Here is a 21,751-nt window from a genome sequence, read left to right as displayed (position 1 = left end):
TGTTTTTCTAATTACAATGTAATTATAAAGTAATTAGAAAGTAATTAGCTAATAATTAGTTTCTAATTAGAAGTAAAAACAAGCAACTTTTTTAGTTGCTTGTTGTTGTTTCTTTAAGTCCCTTTCATTTATTTAATCATTCTTTATAAATTTCATTAGCTTTTTTCTTGTACTCTTCTGTTTTATGTTTCTCTTGTAAATCAGTGTTATCTTCTATTTCTTTAAAATCTGAGAACTTGTCTTTCATTACTTTGTTTACATAGTAGGTAATATACTTTTTAATATTTATCTGATTATTATTATTAAGGACAAGCTTTGAAGGTAATTTTCCAAATAGAGCTACATAAATAGGGATAACTTCTTCATATAGTGCTCTATGTGCTCAAACAAATGAGTGTTCATAGTCGGCTTTAGTTATTAAAGCACTAAGCTCATCATTAGCCACTGGAAACATTGACACTCTTGTTTCATTTTGATTGTCTGGCTTTTCAACTTCTTTACCTAAGACAGTTTTTGTGGTTGCTATTGTCAGTGTAGAGACTAAGTCATTTAACTGTGTTTGAAATTGTTCTAACTCTTTTTTATAATCTTCTTCTTGTGTTTTTTTCTTTTCATCTTCTTCTAGATTTTTTATTTCTTCTTGTGTTTTAAATGTATGCTTAAATTCCATGAACTTTAATAAAAATAATAAATAGTCTTTATAAGTCTCAATGTTTGTTTGGGTATCAAGATATGCTTTTGCCGGGTCTGAGAACTGATCTAATAGATTAGGAGTGCCTAATACATCATAATAACTTTGATCTCCCCTTTTTATTCATAATTTATTTTCATCTAACTTACTATATATGTCTGAGATGTCTTCAAATGCTCTAGCTTTAGAGAGTGAAAAAGGCAAAAATCAAATATTTTTTTTATCTTTTGTTTGGACGTCTTCAAGCATATCCATATAATCTCCATGAGCTGTGTTGAATTTTATAAATTGATCTTCTCTTTTTATTATTTTTTTATTATAGTCATAAGGAGATTCATCATAACGGTCATTAAATTTATCTATAAAAGTTCCATATGTATCTGAATTTATTGTGAAGTCACGTCTTATCATGTTGTCATGCTCTAAAAATTTTGTCATTTTTTCTAAAAAGTCTTTATGCTCACTTGGTGTTAACTGTACACTACCTTTTAAATAATTTCTAAGCAAGTTATTAAACTCAACAGGTGGAATATATGTATCACTTAATTTCGATCTAAATTTTTCTGATCCAGGTTTTTTAAATAAATCTTCTTTTTGTTCTGGTGGTATAAAAATCATTGGCAAATACTCATCAGTTTTTCAGTTATCATTTTTGTATACATCTGAACTAATTGCTTTGTCTTCATGTGTAACTTTAGCAAAATAGTATTTATTATTCTCTTTTAAAAATGGCTGTGATTCTTTTGAAGTATCTACTAATAAGTGGCCTTTATATTTATTAAATAAGTCTTCCACTTGTTTTCTGCTATCATTATGATTAAATCCTGCTGGTGGCTTAGCATCATCTGTTTTAATAATTGTGGCTGTTGGTTCTAGAATTTTAAACACATTAAAACAAGAAACACTTGCTAATGCTGGTGCTACTGTTGTGCCCAGTAGCAGGGCTATATTTTTTATTCCTTTTTTTATTCTCATAATATTAATTCTAATACAAATATTAGGCAAATAATAGCTATTTTGAAAACAATTTCATATTGTTTTGTAGCATTTACTTAGTTTCCTTCACAAGGTAATTTTATAATTAGAAACTAATTACTATCTAATTATAAAGTAATTATATACTAATTAGAATATAATTAGAAGTTGCCAAAGTCAAATTTAATAGCAAAGTAAACAAATTTTTAACATTATGAATTTTTTTCATATGGCAATTATTAGTACTTAAAACTAAACAAAAAAACTACGGAATTCCATAGAATTTGCTTTATAAATTATTGTATTTAATACCAAAATTAATCTCCTGAATAAATGCTTCTATAGTAGGTTTTCATATCTTCAGTATCAATTAATTTAGTTGATGGCTCAAACTCTCCTAAGCCCTTTCTTGCCTTTTTCCAAGGCTCTTCTAAATGTGTAATAGCTTCTAGTTCATATCCTGATTTATCACCATATGTAGTTCAAACTGCATCAAGCAGTTCTAAAACATTTTTATCTAATTTGCTTTCATCAAAAACTTTTTGCTTAATCTCATTTCAGCCATATTCTTTATAATCATTTCATAATTCAGGAGAAACTGGACTATGTATTCAAGCCTGAAAGGCTGTGTCATTTAATATACCATCATCAAGCAAAGCATAAGCTCAAGCTTCAGCATAATATGTTAGTTTTTGAAGCTTTTTAGGAGTCATACTTTCTTTAGATAAGAACCAATTTGATATATCTTTATAACTATATTTTTTAGCCATTATTATATCTCCTTGAACATATTTATTAACCTAAAAAATTAGGATAAGTATACAAAAAGTAATTAGAATATAATTACTATTTAATTATAAACTAATTAGTTTCTAATTAGATTTGGCTGTGTTTTAAGCAAATATAATAACTTTATAGGTATAAATTACTTTAAATAGCTATATCTTTATTGTGTTAATATAAACTGTTATATGGCTTAGTATATATCTTATTAGTTTACATCCAATTAGCAAACATATAATTAACTTATAATTAGAAAATAATTAGCGACTAATTACACTCTAATTAGATTGTAATTACTATGTAATTAGCTACTAATTAGAGCAAAGAAAAAGCCAGGTTGTTATAACTTGGCTTTTTTAATTTAATTATCTTTGTAAATTCTAATAGGTTTTTGCTTTTTCTTTTGTTTCTTAGTAACACTCTTTCCAGCCTTAAAGCCTTTTTTGTTTAGATAGTTTCTAATACCAAAAACAGTTCCTGATATTAGTCCTAGTGTTGCAATAGCTCCAACAGTTCAACCTGCATAGCTTGCAACTTTGCTAAGAGTACTTCTTATATCTTCACCATTTATATCTTTTCTATGTGGATCTTTTTCCAACTCAGAAATTCATTCAGGATCTTTAGTTGGGTCAAATGAACTGCTAATGTTATTAATAACTGGTAAGAATGCAAAGCCTATAGCATTTTCTTTAGGAATTAGTATGTATATTTTGCTTCTAACTTTATTATCAAGCCCTTTATTAAAGTTTCTGTTCTCTATCTCTTTAATTTTATTAGCTATAGCTTCTTCATATCTTAAGCGTAGTTTCTCATCACTAATACTTGTTGGGATTAATACTTCTTTGCCCAGAATAGTTACTTTATTTTTCTCTTTAAGAACACTATTTACAGCACGATCATATTTTTCCTTAAACTCTTTATTCTCAGGCTTATTTAAGTCTTCTATATCCATTACCAAGTCTAAATTATAAAATGCTGTGCTTAGTCAAGCAATTAAATATTCTTTATTAAATCTATAGTTTAATGGCTCAGTTATCTTTGATACTTCACTTACTATTTTATCTTTTATCTTACTTAATTTAGTTTCACTGATAACAACAGGATTATTCAAGAATATCTCATTAAGCAGGCTTAAATCTACATATTTACTTGAATCAGGATTATATCCTGAAGGTCAAGTTCCTGGATTGTTAGGATCAAAGTTTGACCTGCCACCATTAGGATTATTTTCATCAAAGCTTGAAGGTCAAGTTGAAGGGTCATTTGGATTATATCCTGATGGCCAAGTCTTTGGATCATTTGCATCAAAACCTGATGGTCATGTTCCTGGATTGTTAGGGTCAAAGTTTGACCTGCCACCATTAGGATTATTTTCATCAAAACCTGATGAAGAATTGCCAGGGTTATTATCCCCGTCTGGTTTCTTATCTGGATCAGATTTTTTAGGCTTCTTTTTAGGATCAGATATATTTTGAAATTCAAACACTATTTGATTGTGCAAGTTGGCATTTAGTGGGGTTATGATAACAGTAAAAGTGTTGAACTTATCATATTGACTAGTTTTAATATTTAATTCATATAAATTAGATATTTTAACATCTTTACCTATTTCAATAGGTGTGGTTTTACTTTGATTATATTTTTGAAATTCATCATATATTTTAGATTTTATGAATCTACTAATTTTCTCAGCATTTTGTTTATGTGTGCCTTTTGAATAGTCAATGTTAATTGTATGCCTTGTTTCAATTGGTAACTTGCTTAAATCAATTGGTGGGTAGTAAATATGATGGGCATTGTTTTTAAGATAAAACTTCTTGAAACTAAATTTTTTGTACTTTGGATTGGTAGGAACAAGTGTAAATTCAACTCCTTGTGATTTAGAAGCATCATTTTTTTCAACTTTTAGTGCACTATCTAGTCAATATTTTTTATCATGACTACTTCATTCTTTAATTTCTCATCCTGAGTTTTCATATATGTTATGTTCTTTTAAACGAGTATTTCCCCTAATATGGCTTTTAATATAGTTTGTAACTATATTTTCAACTTCTTTTCTATATTTCTCTTTAACTGTTTCATCTTGTTCAGTAGCATATGTTAAACCATTTAAATTTGGCAATTCATTTCAGTGAACAGCTGTTTCAAATATGTTTTCATATGTAGTATCTTTAGAATCGATATCTGGAAAGTATTTTTTTAAATCATATTTTAAATTAATAAAGTCTAAGTATTTGTATATAAAGTCATTGTATGGCATTTTAGCTAGCTCAGCAAATGTTAATCCCGTTGTAGCTGTTAAATACTTAGCTAAAGGCTCAGAAATTCAGTTATTTGAATGTAAAAATGGTTGGAAGTAATTTTCTAATTTAGCTCCCCTTTCATCATATAGTCTGTCTTTAACTGTTTCATAGAAATAAGACTTAGGGTTGTTATCTTCATCAATTAAAACTAATGAAGCATTAGAAAATGTTGGTATATCTTGACTATTATTAGTTGCATAAACTAGTCAAATTCCTTCATCAGAAAAGTATGAAAACTCACTATTATTATTTTTTAATGGCAATGGCTCAGGAAGAGTATCACTTTTAACATATGTAACAACTTTTTCACCATTTTTATGTTCAGTTTTTTTATTAAAAAGCTTCTTTTTATAGTATTTAACATTTGTTAATGCCTTATCATATTCTAAATTTCTAAGAGCGCCTTTACCTAATACGTGAGAATCAACATATATACCAAAATCTACCTTTTGTTTAATATCATAAAGCAATGAAGGATATGTAAAGTGAAGTTTATCATCTAAGCCATGATTTTTTAAATTATCATTACTTATTCATAAAATTTCTTTCTTAGTTCCTGTAGCTGGATCAATGAAAGGATCATAATTAGGGTTAGGAATTTCTTTCTTTTTATCATCTAAAAGTGGCTGACCTTTTTTATCAAGCAAAATTTTTGATATTAATTGTTTTTGGTCAGGGTTTTTATCAGGATCCCAAGCATATCATTTAATAATTTGTGTAAAGAACTTTTGAATTATTTGATATTTAACAATATATTGCTCATCAATATCTCCTGAGTTGTTTGAACCTGTTTTAAAGCGCTTTAAGTGAATTTCATATTCATTAGTTGGTTGCTTTTCTTTTTCTTTATCTTTAATTTCTTTAGTATTAGCAACAACTCTAAAGTCTATTAACTTTTTCTTAAATTCTTTATTTAAGACATCAACTTTTTGCTTGTTAATTAGCATAATATCTGTTTCAGCATTGTCAGAAATAAATTTGATATCTATTGGTGAGCCAACTAAAAGAGTTCCATGATCATATTTATTTTTCTTATCTGGTTTTTTTATTTGCTTAGCTTCAGTTTGTTGTCAAAAATCTAATTTTCTTTCCTTGTTGTAATAGTTTGCTCATTCCTTAAGAGTTTTTATTGCTTGTGAATATCCATACTTTATGGTTAAGTTATCTCTTAAATTTAAGCCTTGTTCTTTTCTATCAGTTTTATCTTTGGCGTTCTTGTACTCTTTATATAAATTTGATTCAGTGAGATTAACTTCTAGTTCATCATAAGTATTAATACCACTTCCCAGTTCTTTAAGCATATTAGCAAACTTATTAATATTGTAGCTTTGAGCTTTAGTAGCTGGGTTTGAAGCATTTTCAAGAGTTTTTATTAATTCTGCTGTTTTATCACTTCCATTTTTGGAAACACTAACTAGTCTTTTAACTATTTTTGCTGTTTTTTCTTTTGAGCTTACTACTTCAGGAGTTTCTGAAAGCTTTATTTTTCAACCATCAGATAAACTATATTCTTTAGTGCTGGTTTTTTCCTTTAACTTTTGTACATTAGTTTTTAATGGAAACTTCTTACTATCAATGTCAACAGGTAATGATTCATCTAAGTCTCCCATAACATCAGAATCTATTGTTATTTTGCCATTATTTACAATTGATGCACTTTCTGAATAAGCTTTCTTTAAGCCATTAAAAATAGTGTTTAAGTCTTTAAATTTAATACTATCGGATAGGTCATAGTATTCATTTTTAGTTGAGTCGTATTCTAAAGTGACTTCAACTTCTGGATTGGCTGTGTAAGCTCAATAACTTCTGATAGTATTTAATATTTTATGTGATTTATAAAAATCTGTTTTTTCTCAAGGTCTTTCATAGTTTTTAAGCTTATTTTTGGATTCTTCAGTTAAATCAAAACCTACAATCTCTATATTTTGAAAAGCATTTGGATTAGGAGAATAATCGCAACTTATGCTACTAAAGCCTTCTCTTTCGCAGTTTGTTTTAATTTTTGGATTAACCAAATTATTAATTTTTTCTTCAATGCCTGAAATTTCTATAGTAGGATACACATAGTAATAATCTGGATATGGTTTAATATTACCTTCTATGTAACCTTGGTCTCATCAAAAAAAGTTTTTTGCCTCAGAAGTTAAAGATCTAGAATATGGGTAAGCTAGCCCAATAGCACCATGCTGCTTGCCACCACCACGAACAGATGGGTTTAATATAATTCTTGGTGGGTTATGAAAATATTTAGTTCCGCTTGCTGGAAATTGAAATTCCTTTCCAAACACATTGTATTTTATGTTTGTGCCTCTGGGTCAGTCAAATTGATCAACACCGACTAAATATGGTGAATCTGGTAACAAAAAATTCCACTTATAAGTAAATGTTTGCTTTTCTCTTTTTTTATAAACTCCTGACTTAAACTCATCGATTTGACTAAACCTATTATCTATATATGATCTATTAAAATTACTGTCTGATCCTGATAATAATTTATTAGTAATCAAAAATGCTGAACTAGTGCTTTTTAAAGAACCAGCACTAATAAAAGCAAAAGGGAGTAAACTCCCTAATGCTGGCACTAAAATATATCTATATTTTCTACCTTTCATTATTATTACTCTCCTTTATCAAAAAATAGTTCTTTCTCTACATCATTAAAATGTAAATTGATTGCATAACGTTCATTATTTGAAATAGTTGCTAATACCTTTCCCCTTTGTCTTGAAGCAATGAATTTAACTTCTGAATCTAATAATTGATTAGAGTTTTTATAGAAGCCTTTAACAGTTTCAATATCATTGTCTAACAGTCCAAAAAAGAATGAATAAGAACAGTTATTTATTATTCTTGAAGCCATTTCAGCTACTGAAGCTGTTTGCTTATAGTCTGAAGGGTTTTGAGTAGTATGTATTGTTCCACAGTCTAGCTTACGCACTAATTTAGTAGTATCAGCAATATACTCTAGTGTTGTAATATTCTTTTCATTAATGTATAAGTGCTCTTCATCAATACATAATGCAGAATATTTAATAAGTTTCTGCATTTCTTTCATACTTAAGATTCTTACATTATTCTTTTTCTTGTATTCTTTAATAATAATTTTGTTATTTAAAGCATTATTAAAGATAAATTCATTAATTAAGCTAAGAAGCACCATAATACCCAATCTAGCTGTTATTGAGCCTTGTGTATCAGTTAAGTTGTCATTTTTGAACACAACTACATCATTATTAATGCTTACTGTTGTATGGCCATTATATAGCTCTCTTAAGTTACCATTATTTTCAAATTCAATGCTTAGTAGCTCTGCAAAGTCTAATATCTCTTTATGTCTTTGCTCTCTGTCATGATGATCATCAGGTATTTCATACTCTCTCATTGATTTAATTAAGTCTGACATTGTAGGTCACTCTTTGTATGTAAAGTCTGACACTTTATTTAAGTTATAAATACCCCATTTTTCATACAAATGAATTATTTGTTGTCTTAAAATAGCTGATTTTTTGCTATCTAAATTATCAAAAACAATTGAGAAAAACTTATTTAGTCAGTTAAGATGGTTATTGACAATAGATTTAATATTAGCATTATCTACTTCATCTTCACTTCTTGCTATAAATGATCTTACTTGTAATGGGTTAATTGTTGTTCCTGAGCCACTTCCTAGGTCAATAATTTGACCGCCTAAAGTATTAGCTCATTTTAAGTATTCAGCTTGTGGGTCAATTACAATTGCAATATTACCTGCTGATACAGCATTAGTAAGAATTTTCTTAGTAAAAGTTGACTTACCCATACCAGGTGTACCTAATATCATTACATTATGGTTTGTTCTATATTGAGTAAGCTTGAACATATTTCATACTAAAGCTTCATTACTTTCTCTTAATTCTTTACCAACTAAAAGACTGTTACCATCATTAAGTAGCTTTCTATGAATTGGATAGCCTACAGCTTGGTTTAATGATGTTATTTGGTAGTATTCTCTATCTAATTTAGTAACAGGAAAGTTTATAACGTCTAAAAATCCTTCAAATTGTCTAAATAATAAAGAGTTGATACCAAAGTTTTCTTTTGCTCAAGTATTTTTTAACTTAATATTTCTTGCTCTTTGTTCTTGCCTGTCTTTTACAGCATCAAAGACAAAAATGTTTGCATCAAATAGCTTGTAATTCTCTTGCTGAACTTGTTCAATCATAGCAATTATTGCTTGCTCTTCAATGCTTGATGAAAACTTACCAACTACTGTGTGATCCACACTCATTGAATCTTCATTTCTTTTGGCCGCCTTATCAAGTAATTTATTAATAGCATTTTGATCATTGTAAGGAAATAAATTTCATACAACAGTGCCTGAAATTGTAAACATTTGCTTAAGTCATTGAGCATTAAGTCTGTTGGCTGTTTTTCCAACACATTTAACACTATATTGATCGCCATTTATAGAGATGATATCTCTATTAAAGATAACTTCTTCATAGGCAAATAACTGATCTAAGCTATCTTTTTGACCATAAATACCACTTAAATTTAAATAGCTATGAATTTGTTCATCACTTTTACCAAAGCGGTTTAGTTTATTTAAGAACTTAAGCAGTTCAAAGTCTTGTAATTTATTGTAAGTAAATAGCCCTAAGTCATTAATTTTTTGCTCAAATGTTATAAACATTTCTTCAAGTGAATCAATTGTTGGGGCATTAATTACTAAATAGAAAACACTTGTTGTAGTTTCAGTTTCTAATTTTGAAAAATCATTGATATTAGCTTGATAATATCTATTTCAAAACTCATTGTTTTTATTTAGTAATTGCTTATTTTTAGATGAGTTATTAATAAATTCTTTGTTTTTGTCATACTTAATTTTTTCATCTAATTTAATAATGGAAATTTTATGTTTAAAGCTGTCTAAGATTCTTGCAAAGTTATCAATTAATCTAATTTGTGTATCAGCATTTTCTTTTCAAATATCCTGTCCATTTATTTGCAAAACCATAAAGTAATTATTGTGTTCAGTTTTGCTAAATAATTTATTGGTAAATATTTTGTTTTTAACAACATCAGATGAAACTAATGATGAATATGGGTTTAAATCAGCACTGTCTCTTTCTTTATTGTTAGATAGCTCCTTTGCAAACTTATGGGGCATTGACTTGAATTTAAACATTCTAATCAAAAGCTCATATATCTTACAATTCTGGCCTGAAGGCAATATAAGTATTAATAAAGTGAAAAACATAATAGCAAATACTATTCACTTATATTGCAATGCAAAAGGCCTAAATGCTAAAAAGGATACTAAAAAAGAGATTAATATAACAATAAAGAATTCAATAACATCTTTTCAAGAGAAAACTCTTGTTATTTTAATTTTCTTATATTTTAGTCTATTAGGTTGTAGCATTTGTTCCTTTTCCTACATTAGGTTGATTTGATTGTTTAGTCACTGTAGCTAAAAGCATTGAGTTTGTGTTTTTGCTTTCTTTGTTGAATATATCAGCAAAGTTTACTCTTGATTGTTTTTCAAGGCTCTCTCAGTACATGTTTAGTTGTTCTTCATGTGATAAGTGGGTAAGGTTGTTTTCTTTTGCAAACTTAGCAACTCTTTCATTATGTTGCTTTAATTTGCTCTTGTTGCTTTTTGCAACTCTTGTTTTTCTTTTTGCTTATTTTTCTTTTGAGAAACAGTATTTTCTACTGCACTATAAACTGCAGTTTTAGCTTTTTTCTCTAACTACTACTTTAGCTATACCTTTTAAGTTAAACTCTTCAGTTTTTATTTTAAATAAGTTAGCTGTAATAGTAGTTCTTAATAAATTTTGTGGTTTAAACACGCTAATAGCACCTGCTAGATTACCATCACTAATAGCTTTTAATTGCTGTTCAGCAATTTTAACTCCTACACGTGCTACTGGTTTAGCAAGTTTTCCAGCTGGGATGAAATTTAGTGCAAACTGCCCTGCTTTGGAAGCAAGGCTAATTATTTTTTTCCTATGCTACCCCCTTGAGCTGGCGCTGCTTCTGGTAATCCACAAAATCTCATTATTACTGATTGTAATTTCCCTAAATTTCTGTAACCTATAATGTTTATTATTAAGGAAACCATTACACTGTGAAATCCTAAGAAATAATCAGTTAATTCAACCATGTTTTCAACTGCTCAGTTGATTATGTAGAATGAGAAGAAAAATAACACTAAAGATAGATAATTAGAGATAAAACTGTCCTTTCATGCTCTTAATTTCCTACCATTATCAGCAAGAGATAATGCCACTATAATAGGGAATATAAAGTATAAAAGTACAACTGGTACAATTCTTCCCGCATTTCTAATCATTGTTTTTAAAACAGAACCATAAATAAAAATGACAGTTATGAATGTAAACAATGCTCCTCTAACTGCATATCCTATTGCACCACCAGAAAGAAATATTAATGCTGGTATTTTTGAATGAACAGCTGATATCACTGATCATAAACCTGGAATTGAGGCAATGCCCCACTTAAATTCATAGCCATTTGCATCATTTCCAGAACGTACTATTGAGCCTTCAAAAGGTTTTTCATCAATTACTTCTTGAAAGTTAGGATTAAATGTTCTATTTATAAAACCTACTCCAGTGCTTCCATGTTCGTTTCCATCTATAAGTTTAAGAATATTTATTATAAATTCATTAAATAACAAAATGCCTACTTGAAAACCTAATAAAAATAAAAGACTAATTACACTTTGTTTTACAGCACTACGTAATAATGCTGATGAACTACGAAATTCTGAAATAGAAAATTTAATAATTATAAGAAAGAACATTACTACTCAAATTGCTGTACTTACAATCAATATGTGAGCAAATATGCTTGGGGTAGTGAAATTAGTAATGTCATCATTAGGTTTAAGGCCAAACAATATAAATTTTGTTCCATCAAATACAATGTATCTAGCAACCAATAATGCATAAACAAAAAGTGTTGCAAAAAGCAATGCTATAGCCATTATTGGCATTCATATAACCATACCAACTGGTATTGCCGCTAAGTAATCAAATAGCCCCATTAATCTATACCTTTAAGTTGTAGTAAATTGGTTGAGTAAATATATTTAGTAATCTAGCTACTCCCGGTGATGGTTGGCTAGTATTATTGACAGTAGCATGTGTATTACCTTGAGTATTTCTTATAAATGATGTTAATCCCCATGCTAAAACAATTAAAACTAAAGCTGCTGCACCCCACAATATTTTGTGAGTGTTTTGTTTTCTTTTCATAGGATCTTCTTCTTGTTGGTTTTTAACCATTGCTCAAATTAAAAGAGCAATAACTATAACAACAGTTATACCTGTGAATATACCAAACACAACATTAATAATTGAATCTATACCTGATTGTAGTTTTGTTAATCCAGCTGTATTAATTGAATCATTCATATTTATCTCCTTTGTTTCTTTTTATGTTTTTTAAATCATCAAATTGGATATATCAGTGCTAGTGATATATATAAAATCACTGCTCCAATTAGCAAATTAAACTTGATTGTTGTTAGTGCTCCTTGTTGTACTAAGTATTGTCAATAAGATACACAAAGTAACAAAAACCAAATTAAAGCTACTTGTAAAACAATATATGTTACTAAGATTGCTATTGAAGCTTTTTTAGATATTTTTCTCATACTTAATTTTTTCATTTAATCCTGTTTTATAGTCCTATTTGTATAATATTATTAAAAGAATTATGCAAATAGCAAGCAGACAAAAACAAATAATTCCTGTGGTAATTAATAAGCTTTTGTACTTAGGATTTGGCTTTTTAATTTTTTTCATTGTCTTATAAAATTACTTTTTAAATCCTTGTAATATGCTTTGTTTTACAGCATCCATTGATGCAGTCTTTTTAACTTCTTGTTTTGCACTTTCAATGTTTTTGGTATCAAAGGCATCAGTTGCTTTTGGGCTTTTAGTTGCTTTTTTAGCTGGCTCTTTAGCAACTGTAGGCTCACTTTTTAATGCTTTTGTTGCCTCTTCCTTTGACTTGCTTATTTGATTACGAAGTTCATGTTTTAACTCTTCTTTCATCTCATTTAAGTCTTTTCTGCTGAAGTTTAATTCTCTTTCAGGGAAGTCATTTTCTCTTTGTATTGTCTTGGTTCTTTCATTTAAAAAGTCATACATTCCTACACCACCAACAACTAAAAGTCCTGTTGATAATGGGAAAGCTACAATGGCTACTATTGCAAATAAAGACAGAATCGCTGTAGATGGCTTAATTAATCATTCACCAAATCTTTTAAGTTCTTCTTTAGCCTTTGCTTTTGGTCTTGATTTCTCTCATTTTTTATACTCTTCATCAGTTGCAGGAGTATTAGCTATATATTTATCATTTGATATGACTTTTCCTTCATTATCATATGTTATATGTGAGCCTGTTTTAAGGCCTTTAACTCAGTCAGTAGTTGACTTTAGTTTTCCATTTTCAAAGTTTTTTTCTTGTCCATGCTCAAGATTATTTTTGTAATCTATTTGCCTTTTAATTTGTCCTGTTCCAGGTTCATATTCAGTTAATGTACCATTTAATTTGTTATTTTTAGCTTGGCCAGTAATTGATAAATTACCATTTTGTACTCAGTAAAAATTACCATCAAACTTATTGTTTTTAACTTCATAATAACCATAATTGCCTTGCAATTCAGTAAAGGCAAATTGTTTACCATTTTTATAAGTAATAACATCAAAATTCTTGTTATTTATTTTTTTATTTTCCATTGATACTCTTGATTCATAACCAACAGGATCAAAGCCGGGATTAACTCATGCCATATTATTCTCCTTTTACATATATGCCTGTTTTATTGGCATATTAGTATTTTTAATCAAATCTATTGACTATATCTAAGGCTATGCTGTATAAGTCATTTTCTTGCCTTACTTTTTCATTTATTTCAGTTTCTCTATCAATATCTTCACTTTGCTCTATCTCTTCACTTACACTATCTTGTGCTTCACTATTAGTTAAATTGCTTAAGCTTCATTTAGTAATTTCACTAGATGTTTCATCACACTGGTGCACATAATTATCATTTGTAAAATGCTTATATGCTAATTTAGTTTTAATAAGCATTGGCTTATAGCCAATAATTGAAATAATGGCTAGGTCTTTATTCTTAGACTTTATTTCACTAACACTCATTAATGGTTTTTCTTCAATGTTTTCAGTAGTACCTGATGTTGAGCCTTTTGACCTACTATCATATGAAGTAGATTTTGATATTTTCTTAACTTCTTTTTTACCTAATGATTCTGATAATTCTTTAAGTGTGTCTTCATCATTACTATTTAAAAAGTAAGTAAATTGTAAGTTTGAACGAATTGTTTTATCAACTCCATCTACCTTGTCATTGTACTTTTTAAGCTGGTTGTAATCTTGAAGCACAAATTGGAAGAATATATTCCTGCTTCTTGAAATAGTTACTTTATTATCTAAATTAATAATCTTTGGTAAGTTTCCTGCTTCATCAAGTAAAAATAGTCATTTTCTATCTAGCTTTTCTGATAGATATATGCCATATTCATCTTTTCTTTTACCATTTTCATTAGCTTGGCTAACTAATGCTTGGTAAATTTGGTCAATTAGCATACTAATTAAGAAGTGATGAGATGGTTTATGGTCTGGATAGTGAATAAAGATAGCTACTGGTTGTTTTTCTTTAGCAATTAAGCTTAAGTCAAAGCTTTTTGTTTGTGCAATAACTCTTTGTACAAATTCATCATTAGTAAAGATGGCTAATGCACTAGAAACAAATGACAAAATACTTTGGAAAGTTTGTGCATTTTTAGCTTCTGATAGTAATGCTTCAACTTCAAATCACAATTCTTTTCAAATTAAGTCTTCATCAGCTTTTAGTTTAACTATTGATATTCAGTCTTGATTTGCATCCCAAGCAGGGGCAACACACAATTTACCTACTGAAATTAAGTTAAAGTCTTGAGCTGAAACTAAATCAGGTCTTTCTAGTGATACCAATAAAAGGAATTTAGTTGCTGTATTGATAACTCTTTTAGCATTATCAGTTCAAAACTTTTCATCAGTGTCTGATCAAGGCAATTGCTCTATAACATTATTAATTTCACTAAAGGCTTTATAAATGTTTTCAATATAAGCTTTTTGATCACTATATTCTAAATGAGCTTGCTTGTATACATAATATAATGGGTTTCAACCATTGCTATATTCAGGCTCACTAAAGTCAATTGCAAATATTTTATAGTTTTGGTCACTTAGCTTTTTGCCTACAGCTTTAATTATTTCTTTTTTAGGGTCTGTAATAACAAATGATGCCTTGTATTTTGGCCTTAAATGGCTGTTATATAGTATGTTTGGTAAAATTACTCTTTGTGTTTTACCACTACCAACACCACCAATTACGACACTGTTGATATCATTTTTACCGTTATTAATTCATCATTTTTTTAAGCTATTTGCATAATTAATTACTCAGTTACCATTATTTTGATTATGTTTATAGTCAGGAGAAACTAAGAACTGCTTTTTAAAAAATGATCTATCGCCAACTAAAAGCTTATCGTTTCAAAGTCAATATTTACTTTCATTTGTTTGTTCTTTTCTTTTTCTAAAGAACACAAAATATACAAGTGCTCCTGAAAGAATAAGAAATAACATTGGAGTAAATATTATGAAGAAGTTTGCATTCCTTACTATATTATGCTTAGAAAGATTAATGTAATCACTAAATGTTTTGACCTTAGAAAGATCATCATATGTTCTTAAATTAATAAAATTAATAACTAGCAGAAAACCAATAGTGGTAAAGATAATTGAAGCTATAACAATAACAATAATTTTTATTGCTATTTTTTTCATTAATGTTTAACTCCTTTTATTCTTTTATATAAGTCAATTTGCATTGTCTTATTTGGTTAAATACAAAAGTGTTAAGTAGTTAAGTTTTTTAATGCTAATCACTGTTGCTTTCTTTAATTCAAGAAACAATATGTCCTTGATCCAAGTGATTATCTAAATAATCAAAAACTCAATCTCTTTCATCCACAAGGAATCATTCATATGGATTATTACTATTTCCAGTGTAAACTAAATCATTATCACTTGATAAACTGTTTAATCAAGGCAACTCTTTATTTCTTTTCTTAAACAGAGTATAGAGTTCTCAATCAATTCAGTCATAATGTTCTTGTTCATTTAGCATTTCTTTTAAGGCAAAAACTGGCTCAATATCAAAATCAATTAGAAAATTTAAATAATCAGCGCCACACGCAAAATTGTTAAAGTGCTTCATAAAAACTGAATTATCAAACTGTAATGCTATTTTTGTAAGTTCTAATAGTTTTTGCAATTCAGATATTGTTAGTGCTTGTGATTCAATTACTTTGCAAGTGTTAAAAGCAAAATTTGTTGCAGAAATTGGATATCTAGCAATTTTTTCTAGATTAATAAAAATGCTTTTAACCAATTCAACATATTGTGATCTTTCCTGTTCACTTTTAAATGAAGACGCATTTTTATTTAAAGTTTTTAAAAAATACTCTTCATTACTAATTAGATCCTTTGCTAATAATTTCTCTATATCTTTATATTCAAAATACTTTTCCATATTTTGTTCACTCTCCACATAATTTTTTAATCATTTTTAATGAAGCAGTTGCTTACTCATCTAAATCAAATTCTGTTATAAAACTTTCTTCATCATATACAAATGGGCAAATTTCATATCAATCTTTATCTAATAGCCAGTCTACAAACTCTGAGTCAAGATCAAAAATTGGTTTTGCTCTGCCATAGCCATCAATTTTAATTGGGAAAGATGTATCACTTAGTTCCAATAAGTCTACAAGTAAATCAAGGTTTGTTTCAGTTCCATAGGTTTTTAAGTCAATATCCATTTGTTCTCATAATTCATCAAATGAGTGTATATCGCTTTCTCTATAAAAATCATCTAATATTTCATATTCATCTTCTTCATAGGCAATTATTTCACTAACAATTAAGCCTGTTTTATAGATACCTGCAATTTTGTCTAAGTCAGTTGTTTTGCTAATTTCTGCATATATTTTTTGCTCTAGTTTTTCATCATAGCCACTAAAATCAATGTCAGCAATTTCATCAATTATTCTTAAATAAATTCTTTGTTCACGTTCACTTTGAAATCTATTGGCTTTTTCTCTAAGTTTTGCATATGTTTCATTATGTGTCTCTATTGGCATCATTTCTCCTTATAAAATAGTTATTTAGCACATCTATTACTTTGATATTTTGTTCTATCAAATTTAGCATTCTTGTCTTTATTTCACTCACTTATTCGTTCTCTTGCATATTTATTTTGCATGTATCATTTTTCTTTTTAAGAACTATTAATTTTGATGACTCATCATTTACTAGTTTTGTCACATAATCTGCCAATTTAATTGAATCAGCTAACCCTAAGTAAGGTCTATCATCTCAATTGCTGTCACTTAACTTATCAATGAATTCTTTTAAATTCATTTTATATAATGCACTTGTATCAATACCAACTATGCCTTCTTTAATAGTTACATCCTTGCCATTTTTGTCAATAGCCTTAGCTAAATCTATTAAAAAGTGCTTACCTGTATTTTCATACTCATTTTTTCATTCAAGCAAGCCATTAACAAAGTAAATTTCATCTTTATCTATTGCAACTGGAACTGTGAATTTACTTAATTTCTGGTTATTTTTCTCTCAAAACTCGCTTTTTCACTCTAAAACTTTTAATGCTAATGAATCCATTTGTTTCTCCCATTACATTACTTTTTTAAATTTCTTTTACTCTCTTAGCAAATTATTAAATGCAAGAGTTGCTATATCAGATGAAATATCTAAATAAGAAACATTAGGAAGCAATTCATCTAGCTCCTTTTTACTTAATCAAGCTAAGTAAGAAAGCAATAAATTGTTCTCATAAAACTCTCTTGCTCTACCTTTTTTATCAAGCTGTACCATTGCATATTCATTACAATCTCTTACTAAATCAATATAAAGATTCATTTCAGGGCTTTTAGTGCCCAATTTATTAATGCTTTTAGTAGCTTTATCCATTAAATATTTGTATTCAAATATTCGATCATATTCCATATACTCATTAAGACTAAAGTTAACTAACTTAGTATCTTCTCTATTATCAATATTTAATAAGCTTCAGTTACAAATTAATTGATAGATTTTGGTTAGTCTATTAACTTCAGTTAAACCTTCATATAACTCTTTTAGTATCTTTTCTAAAAGTTTAGAATAAACTCAAGCTTTTTCCATTGCTGGTATTCTTTCATTAATAGCTAATATGATGTTTATATATGTAGTTCTGTCACCAAATTTATTGCTGATTGTGTTTGCAATTTCATTGAATTTATCAATAATTTCTGATGACTTAAGCTTCCTAGGCATTGATGCATACAAAATATTTTTAATATTTTTCTCTGTAAAATAATCCATATTATTACTGCCTTTTTAATCTTCTATATAGAAGGTGTAAATATTGTCTTTAGAGTGCTGATCTGGCTGTTGAATAGGGGTTTCAAAATGATATTTTGACATTTTTGATAATAAAACTCTGTTTGCTTTAATGTAGGTTTTATAGTACTTTTTGTCATCTTTAGTGTATGAATTAACTAGTAATTTTCCTGTTATTTCTACTAAATCACGTCTTTTAATGTTATTTAAAACATAGTCAACAACTACTGGATCTCACACAGCTATTTCAATAAAGTTAGGATTGCCATTTTGTATGTTGTTTATAGTAAATTTAATGGCTTTTTCATTAATGTTATATTTTGATTTATATTCAATTACTGTAAAGCTCTCGCTAATTACAAATCCATAAATACGGATGTGATTCAAAAAATTAGCTTGCATTTAGATTACTCCCTTCCCATTAGTTCATTTATGCTAGCAGTTTCTCTTAAATTAGCTTTGTCCACATTAATTTCTATTTCATCTAAGAAGTAGTTAAAGTCATTAGCAAACTGTTTTGAAGCAAAAATTACACTATTAATTCATTTTTTACGCATTTCTTTAGTGGAAGTATTTACTCAAGATCTAAATGCATCAAAGCTTGATAGTTCAATTCCTTTTAGTCTAAAGCTTTTACATATTGCATAAGCAACTAATTGAGCTTGATATCTATTTTCAATATTGTTTATTGCTGATATATCATGGCCTAGCAATGTGTGAGCATATTCTTTAACAAGTGAATATATATTTTGAGTAATTGAATTTTTATCATTTAGCCTAATTCAGTGCTTAATTCCATGGGAATTCTTATCATAAAATCTTTGCTCACTAGTACTTAAGCCCATTGTGGCATAGGTTATTCCAATATTATGTTTGGCTATAAAGTTACATAGCAAACTCAGCAACTTAGTATTTGGATTAATATTTTCATTATCTTCTTTTATAAAGTATGAAAAGTATTGTTTTGGGTATTGTGCTTTAGGAAGTGTTGTTTGTGATATGTCAAATACTTTAGCTAAGGTAAAACCTTTTGTATATGTATAAACTTCTAGTTCGTTGTTTTTAACTAACTCTTTTATTTCATTAGTTCATTTATCTTTTGTAACTTTTGTATTGTTATACACAACATACTCAATGACTTTAGGTCTAAATATTGATATTCCTTTTTCATTTTTCCTTACTTGAATATTTTCTTTTTTCCAACTGCTATATGACTTAACTATTGACGCCCCAGGAAACTGAGTTCTAACCAAATACATATTAATAAAGCTATACTTGTTGTCTAAGTTAGCAATGAAAGATAAGAACTCTTCCATCTTAGTACTATCATATAAGTAACTACTAAGAAGCAAATCTGTTGTAATTATTGTGCTTTCTATAAATCTATTTGTTTGTTCTTTTCTTAATTCTTTTTTTGTCATTTCATAATGTCCTATACTCTCCCCCATACCCCCACACAATAAACTGGGGGCAATATACTAATTTAAATTAAACATACTAACACTGCCCCCTGGCTCATGCATTATGAGCCATCTCCCTGTTGTTCAATGGGTTTGAACTACAGAGACATATAATTTGAACAGTCTTTCATTACTTGATTAGTTATTTCATACCTAATCAAACAATAAACTTGAATAAGTTTTAATAAGTACTCAAGTTTTTTCTTTATAGTTAGTTATAAACAAGCTATGATAAGTAATCATTTTTGGACACTTAATTAGTTTTTTGTCTTACTTAATTCAATAGTAGATACGAACAAGTTATGTTAGGTAATTAAGTTTTAATATTTAGTTAGTTATTTGTATTCTTGGCATAGGTTTTTATAATATGTTTGAAATAATTCATAACAATAAAAATTAGTCTAAGAATTCATAACTTTAACTATTTTCAATTAATCATTTTTAAAATTATCTCTAACTAGTTAATTAGTTCATTGACTACTTACAATTAGTTATTGAAGACTTAATTAAAATTTCATAAATATTAATATTTATATGCAGTAAGTTATTATTTAATATTGTCTTAATACTATTTAAAATAAATGATTTCTACTATAGCAATTTAAAAACCTAAATGATTTATGATGGTGTTCTCTTGGCATTGGGTTTTCATAATATGATTTAAATAATTCATAACAATAAAAATTAATCTAAGAATTAATAACTTTAGCTATCACTAATTAATTATTAATTTAATAAACTTTGAATTAATCAATTAAGTATCACTACTTAAATTAGTTATAGAATACTTAGTTAGACTTTTACAAACAATTAATATTTATATGCTGTAAGTTATTATTTAATGATGTTCTTATATTGTTTAAATTAATTAAATGATTTTTGTGATATTAATGCAAAAACCCAAATGATTTATATTTGTTGGGTTCAATTGGATTTTTTAATTTTCTTTTTTTAATTAAAATCAATCAATGCCCTACTGTTTGAATGTTTTTTTGACTGTTCGTTGCTTCCTTATTACGATAAATAGTTATATTTCATATAACATTTATCTTTATGTTTGTCATTTTAGCAAGTGAATTTTACACTGACCAAAACTACTATAAAACAGGCAAATATGGCAATATTAAATATGGATATTATGCGTTTCACACATATCCTAATTTAGTATTTTTAATTTAATTTTTGGCTTATTTTATTTTTTTAAATAAACATATATCTTTCAGTTACAAATTGATTGTTTTTGAATTCTTTTAAATACAAGAACCCTATATCAACAAATCCTTTTTTGAAAAACTTAATACTCTTTGCTATTGTGGCATTACTACCATCAAAGAACCTATTTTGAATTTTTAACAAACTATTTTTTGATTCATTAGCTACTGTTATAAACATTTTTATATTTTTAAAAGTTGTGAATTTTTTATATTTAATATTTCTTTTTTCTAACCTATAAGGCCTTGTTTCATAACCTTCACCATATTCAATGTTTCTTAATAGTGATTTGTCAGCTTTTGAATGATTCTTTTTATATGCTATTATTCTTGTTATATTTCAAAGGGTTGTTGCTGATCCATCAAGTAGAAAGTGCATTCACAATTTCTTTGATGATATTTTCATAAACTTTTCTTTTTTAATAGTTCATGGCTTTTTAGCTAGCTTAATTGCACCTTTTTTATTGTGTTCAATATAGCCAAGTTTTGATAGATGTTTGATAGTTTCAGTTAATGTTGAACGTTTGAAGCCTAATTTTTGCAAATACAAAATAGAAATATAGTTAGCCTTAGCACCTAATTGTTTAATAATGGCCAAGAGTTCAAAAGCAATTTTTCTTTCTTTTAATTCCTTGTACATTTTTTCACCAATCATGATCTTACTTTTAAATAAGATTTTAAGTGCTTTTTCTGTTAGCTTGTTATATTTCTTTTTATTGTACTTTCTTAAAAAGCCAAGTGTAACAACTGGTTTTTCCTTCTTTTTTAAAAACTGGCTTTCCATTATTTCTCCATTTAAACTATCAAAGTTCTATTAACTAAAAATGTTTTTGA

The 21,751-nt window shown here is 27.8% G+C and carries 17 protein-coding genes; 1 reads left to right on the top strand and 16 read right to left on the bottom strand.

The features are described from left to right. Positions 1–91: 91 nt before the first annotated feature. The 15 genes from MAGA_RS02490 to MAGA_RS02415 form a co-directional block, all read right to left on the bottom strand. Positions 92–1,666, bottom strand: a complete 1,575-nt coding sequence (locus MAGA_RS02490; RefSeq protein WP_013021945.1) for a CDS14 family ICE transfer lipoprotein — start codon at positions 1,664–1,666, stop codon at positions 92–94. Positions 1,667–1,983: 317 nt separating this feature from the next. Continuing rightward, entirely contained in the window at positions 1,984–2,436 is a 453-nt protein-coding gene (locus MAGA_RS02485) for a Panacea domain-containing protein (protein ID WP_013021944.1), read from the bottom strand. 374 nt (positions 2,437–2,810) lie between these two features. Then, positions 2,811–7,364, bottom strand: a complete 4,554-nt coding sequence (locus MAGA_RS02480; protein ID WP_013021943.1) for an Mbov_0399 family ICE element protein — start codon at positions 7,362–7,364, stop codon at positions 2,811–2,813. Positions 7,365–7,369: 5 nt separating this feature from the next. Further along, entirely contained in the window at positions 7,370–10,156 is a 2,787-nt protein-coding gene (locus MAGA_RS02475; protein ID WP_013021942.1) for an Mbov_0397 family ICE element conjugal transfer ATPase, read from the bottom strand. Next, on the bottom strand, positions 10,143–10,295 hold the full coding sequence (locus tag MAGA_RS04730) for a hypothetical protein (RefSeq protein ID WP_235619423.1): 153 nt from the start codon (positions 10,293–10,295) through the stop codon (positions 10,143–10,145). Before MAGA_RS04730 ends, MAGA_RS02475 begins: the two co-directional genes overlap by 14 nt. A 437-nt stretch (positions 10,296–10,732) precedes the next feature. Beyond that, a complete protein-coding gene (locus MAGA_RS02465; protein ID WP_013022095.1) occupies positions 10,733–11,806 on the bottom strand; it encodes an Mbov_0396 family ICE element transmembrane protein in 1,074 nt (357 codons plus the stop codon). 4 nt (positions 11,807–11,810) lie between these two features. After that, the gene (locus tag MAGA_RS02460; protein WP_013021938.1) at positions 11,811–12,176 is read right to left on the bottom strand and encodes an Mbov_0395 family pilin-like conjugal transfer protein; all 366 of its coding nucleotides are present in this window, start codon (positions 12,174–12,176) and stop codon (positions 11,811–11,813) included. A 405-nt stretch (positions 12,177–12,581) separates the two neighbouring features. Continuing rightward, positions 12,582–13,562: a toxin-antitoxin system YwqK family antitoxin gene (locus MAGA_RS02450; RefSeq protein ID WP_013021936.1), complete on the bottom strand. Its 981-nt coding sequence runs from the start codon at positions 13,560–13,562 to the stop codon at positions 12,582–12,584. A gap of 49 nt (positions 13,563–13,611) precedes the next feature. Beyond that, entirely contained in the window at positions 13,612–15,624 is a 2,013-nt protein-coding gene (locus tag MAGA_RS02445; protein WP_013021935.1) for a type IV secretory system conjugative DNA transfer family protein, read from the bottom strand. A gap of 94 nt (positions 15,625–15,718) precedes the next feature. Further along, entirely contained in the window at positions 15,719–16,372 is a 654-nt protein-coding gene (locus MAGA_RS02440; protein WP_013022094.1) for an Mbov_0392 family ICE element protein, read from the bottom strand. Positions 16,373–16,424: 52 nt separating this feature from the next. Beyond that, positions 16,425–16,985, bottom strand: coding sequence for an Mbov_0392 family ICE element protein (locus MAGA_RS02435; protein ID WP_013021933.1), 561 nt, complete (start codon positions 16,983–16,985; stop codon positions 16,425–16,427). 88 nt (positions 16,986–17,073) lie between these two features. Continuing rightward, a complete protein-coding gene (locus MAGA_RS02430; RefSeq protein WP_013021932.1) occupies positions 17,074–17,526 on the bottom strand; it encodes a hypothetical protein in 453 nt (150 codons plus the stop codon). 36 nt (positions 17,527–17,562) lie between these two features. Beyond that, positions 17,563–18,228, bottom strand: a complete 666-nt coding sequence (locus MAGA_RS02425; protein ID WP_013021931.1) for an Mbov_0392 family ICE element protein — start codon at positions 18,226–18,228, stop codon at positions 17,563–17,565. 15 nt (positions 18,229–18,243) lie between these two features. Further along, a complete protein-coding gene (locus MAGA_RS02420; RefSeq protein ID WP_013021930.1) occupies positions 18,244–18,648 on the bottom strand; it encodes a single-stranded DNA-binding protein in 405 nt (134 codons plus the stop codon). A gap of 5 nt (positions 18,649–18,653) precedes the next feature. Continuing rightward, positions 18,654–19,694, bottom strand: coding sequence for an ArdC-like ssDNA-binding domain-containing protein (locus MAGA_RS02415; protein ID WP_235619422.1), 1,041 nt, complete (start codon positions 19,692–19,694; stop codon positions 18,654–18,656). 1,065 nt (positions 19,695–20,759) lie between these two features. On the opposite strand from MAGA_RS02415, the gene MAGA_RS04885 reads away from it, so the two are divergent. Then, positions 20,760–20,885 (top strand): hypothetical protein, encoded by a 126-nt coding sequence (locus tag MAGA_RS04885; RefSeq protein WP_268741574.1) that lies wholly within the window; start codon positions 20,760–20,762, stop codon positions 20,883–20,885. A 21-nt stretch (positions 20,886–20,906) separates the two neighbouring features. On the opposite strand, the gene MAGA_RS02410 is transcribed toward MAGA_RS04885, so the two are convergent. Then, a complete protein-coding gene (locus tag MAGA_RS02410) occupies positions 20,907–21,701 on the bottom strand; it encodes an MAGa4850 family ICE element protein (protein ID WP_013021928.1) in 795 nt (264 codons plus the stop codon). Between the last annotated feature and the right edge of the window lie 50 nt (positions 21,702–21,751).

Origin of the sequence: Mycoplasmopsis agalactiae (assembly GCF_000089865.1) — a bacterium.
GTDB lineage: Bacteria > Bacillota_I > Bacilli_A > Mycoplasmatales > Metamycoplasmataceae > Mycoplasmopsis > Mycoplasmopsis agalactiae_B.
The sequence above is the reverse complement of the archived record's forward strand: the minus strand, read 5'-3'. Positions and strand labels throughout refer to the sequence as shown.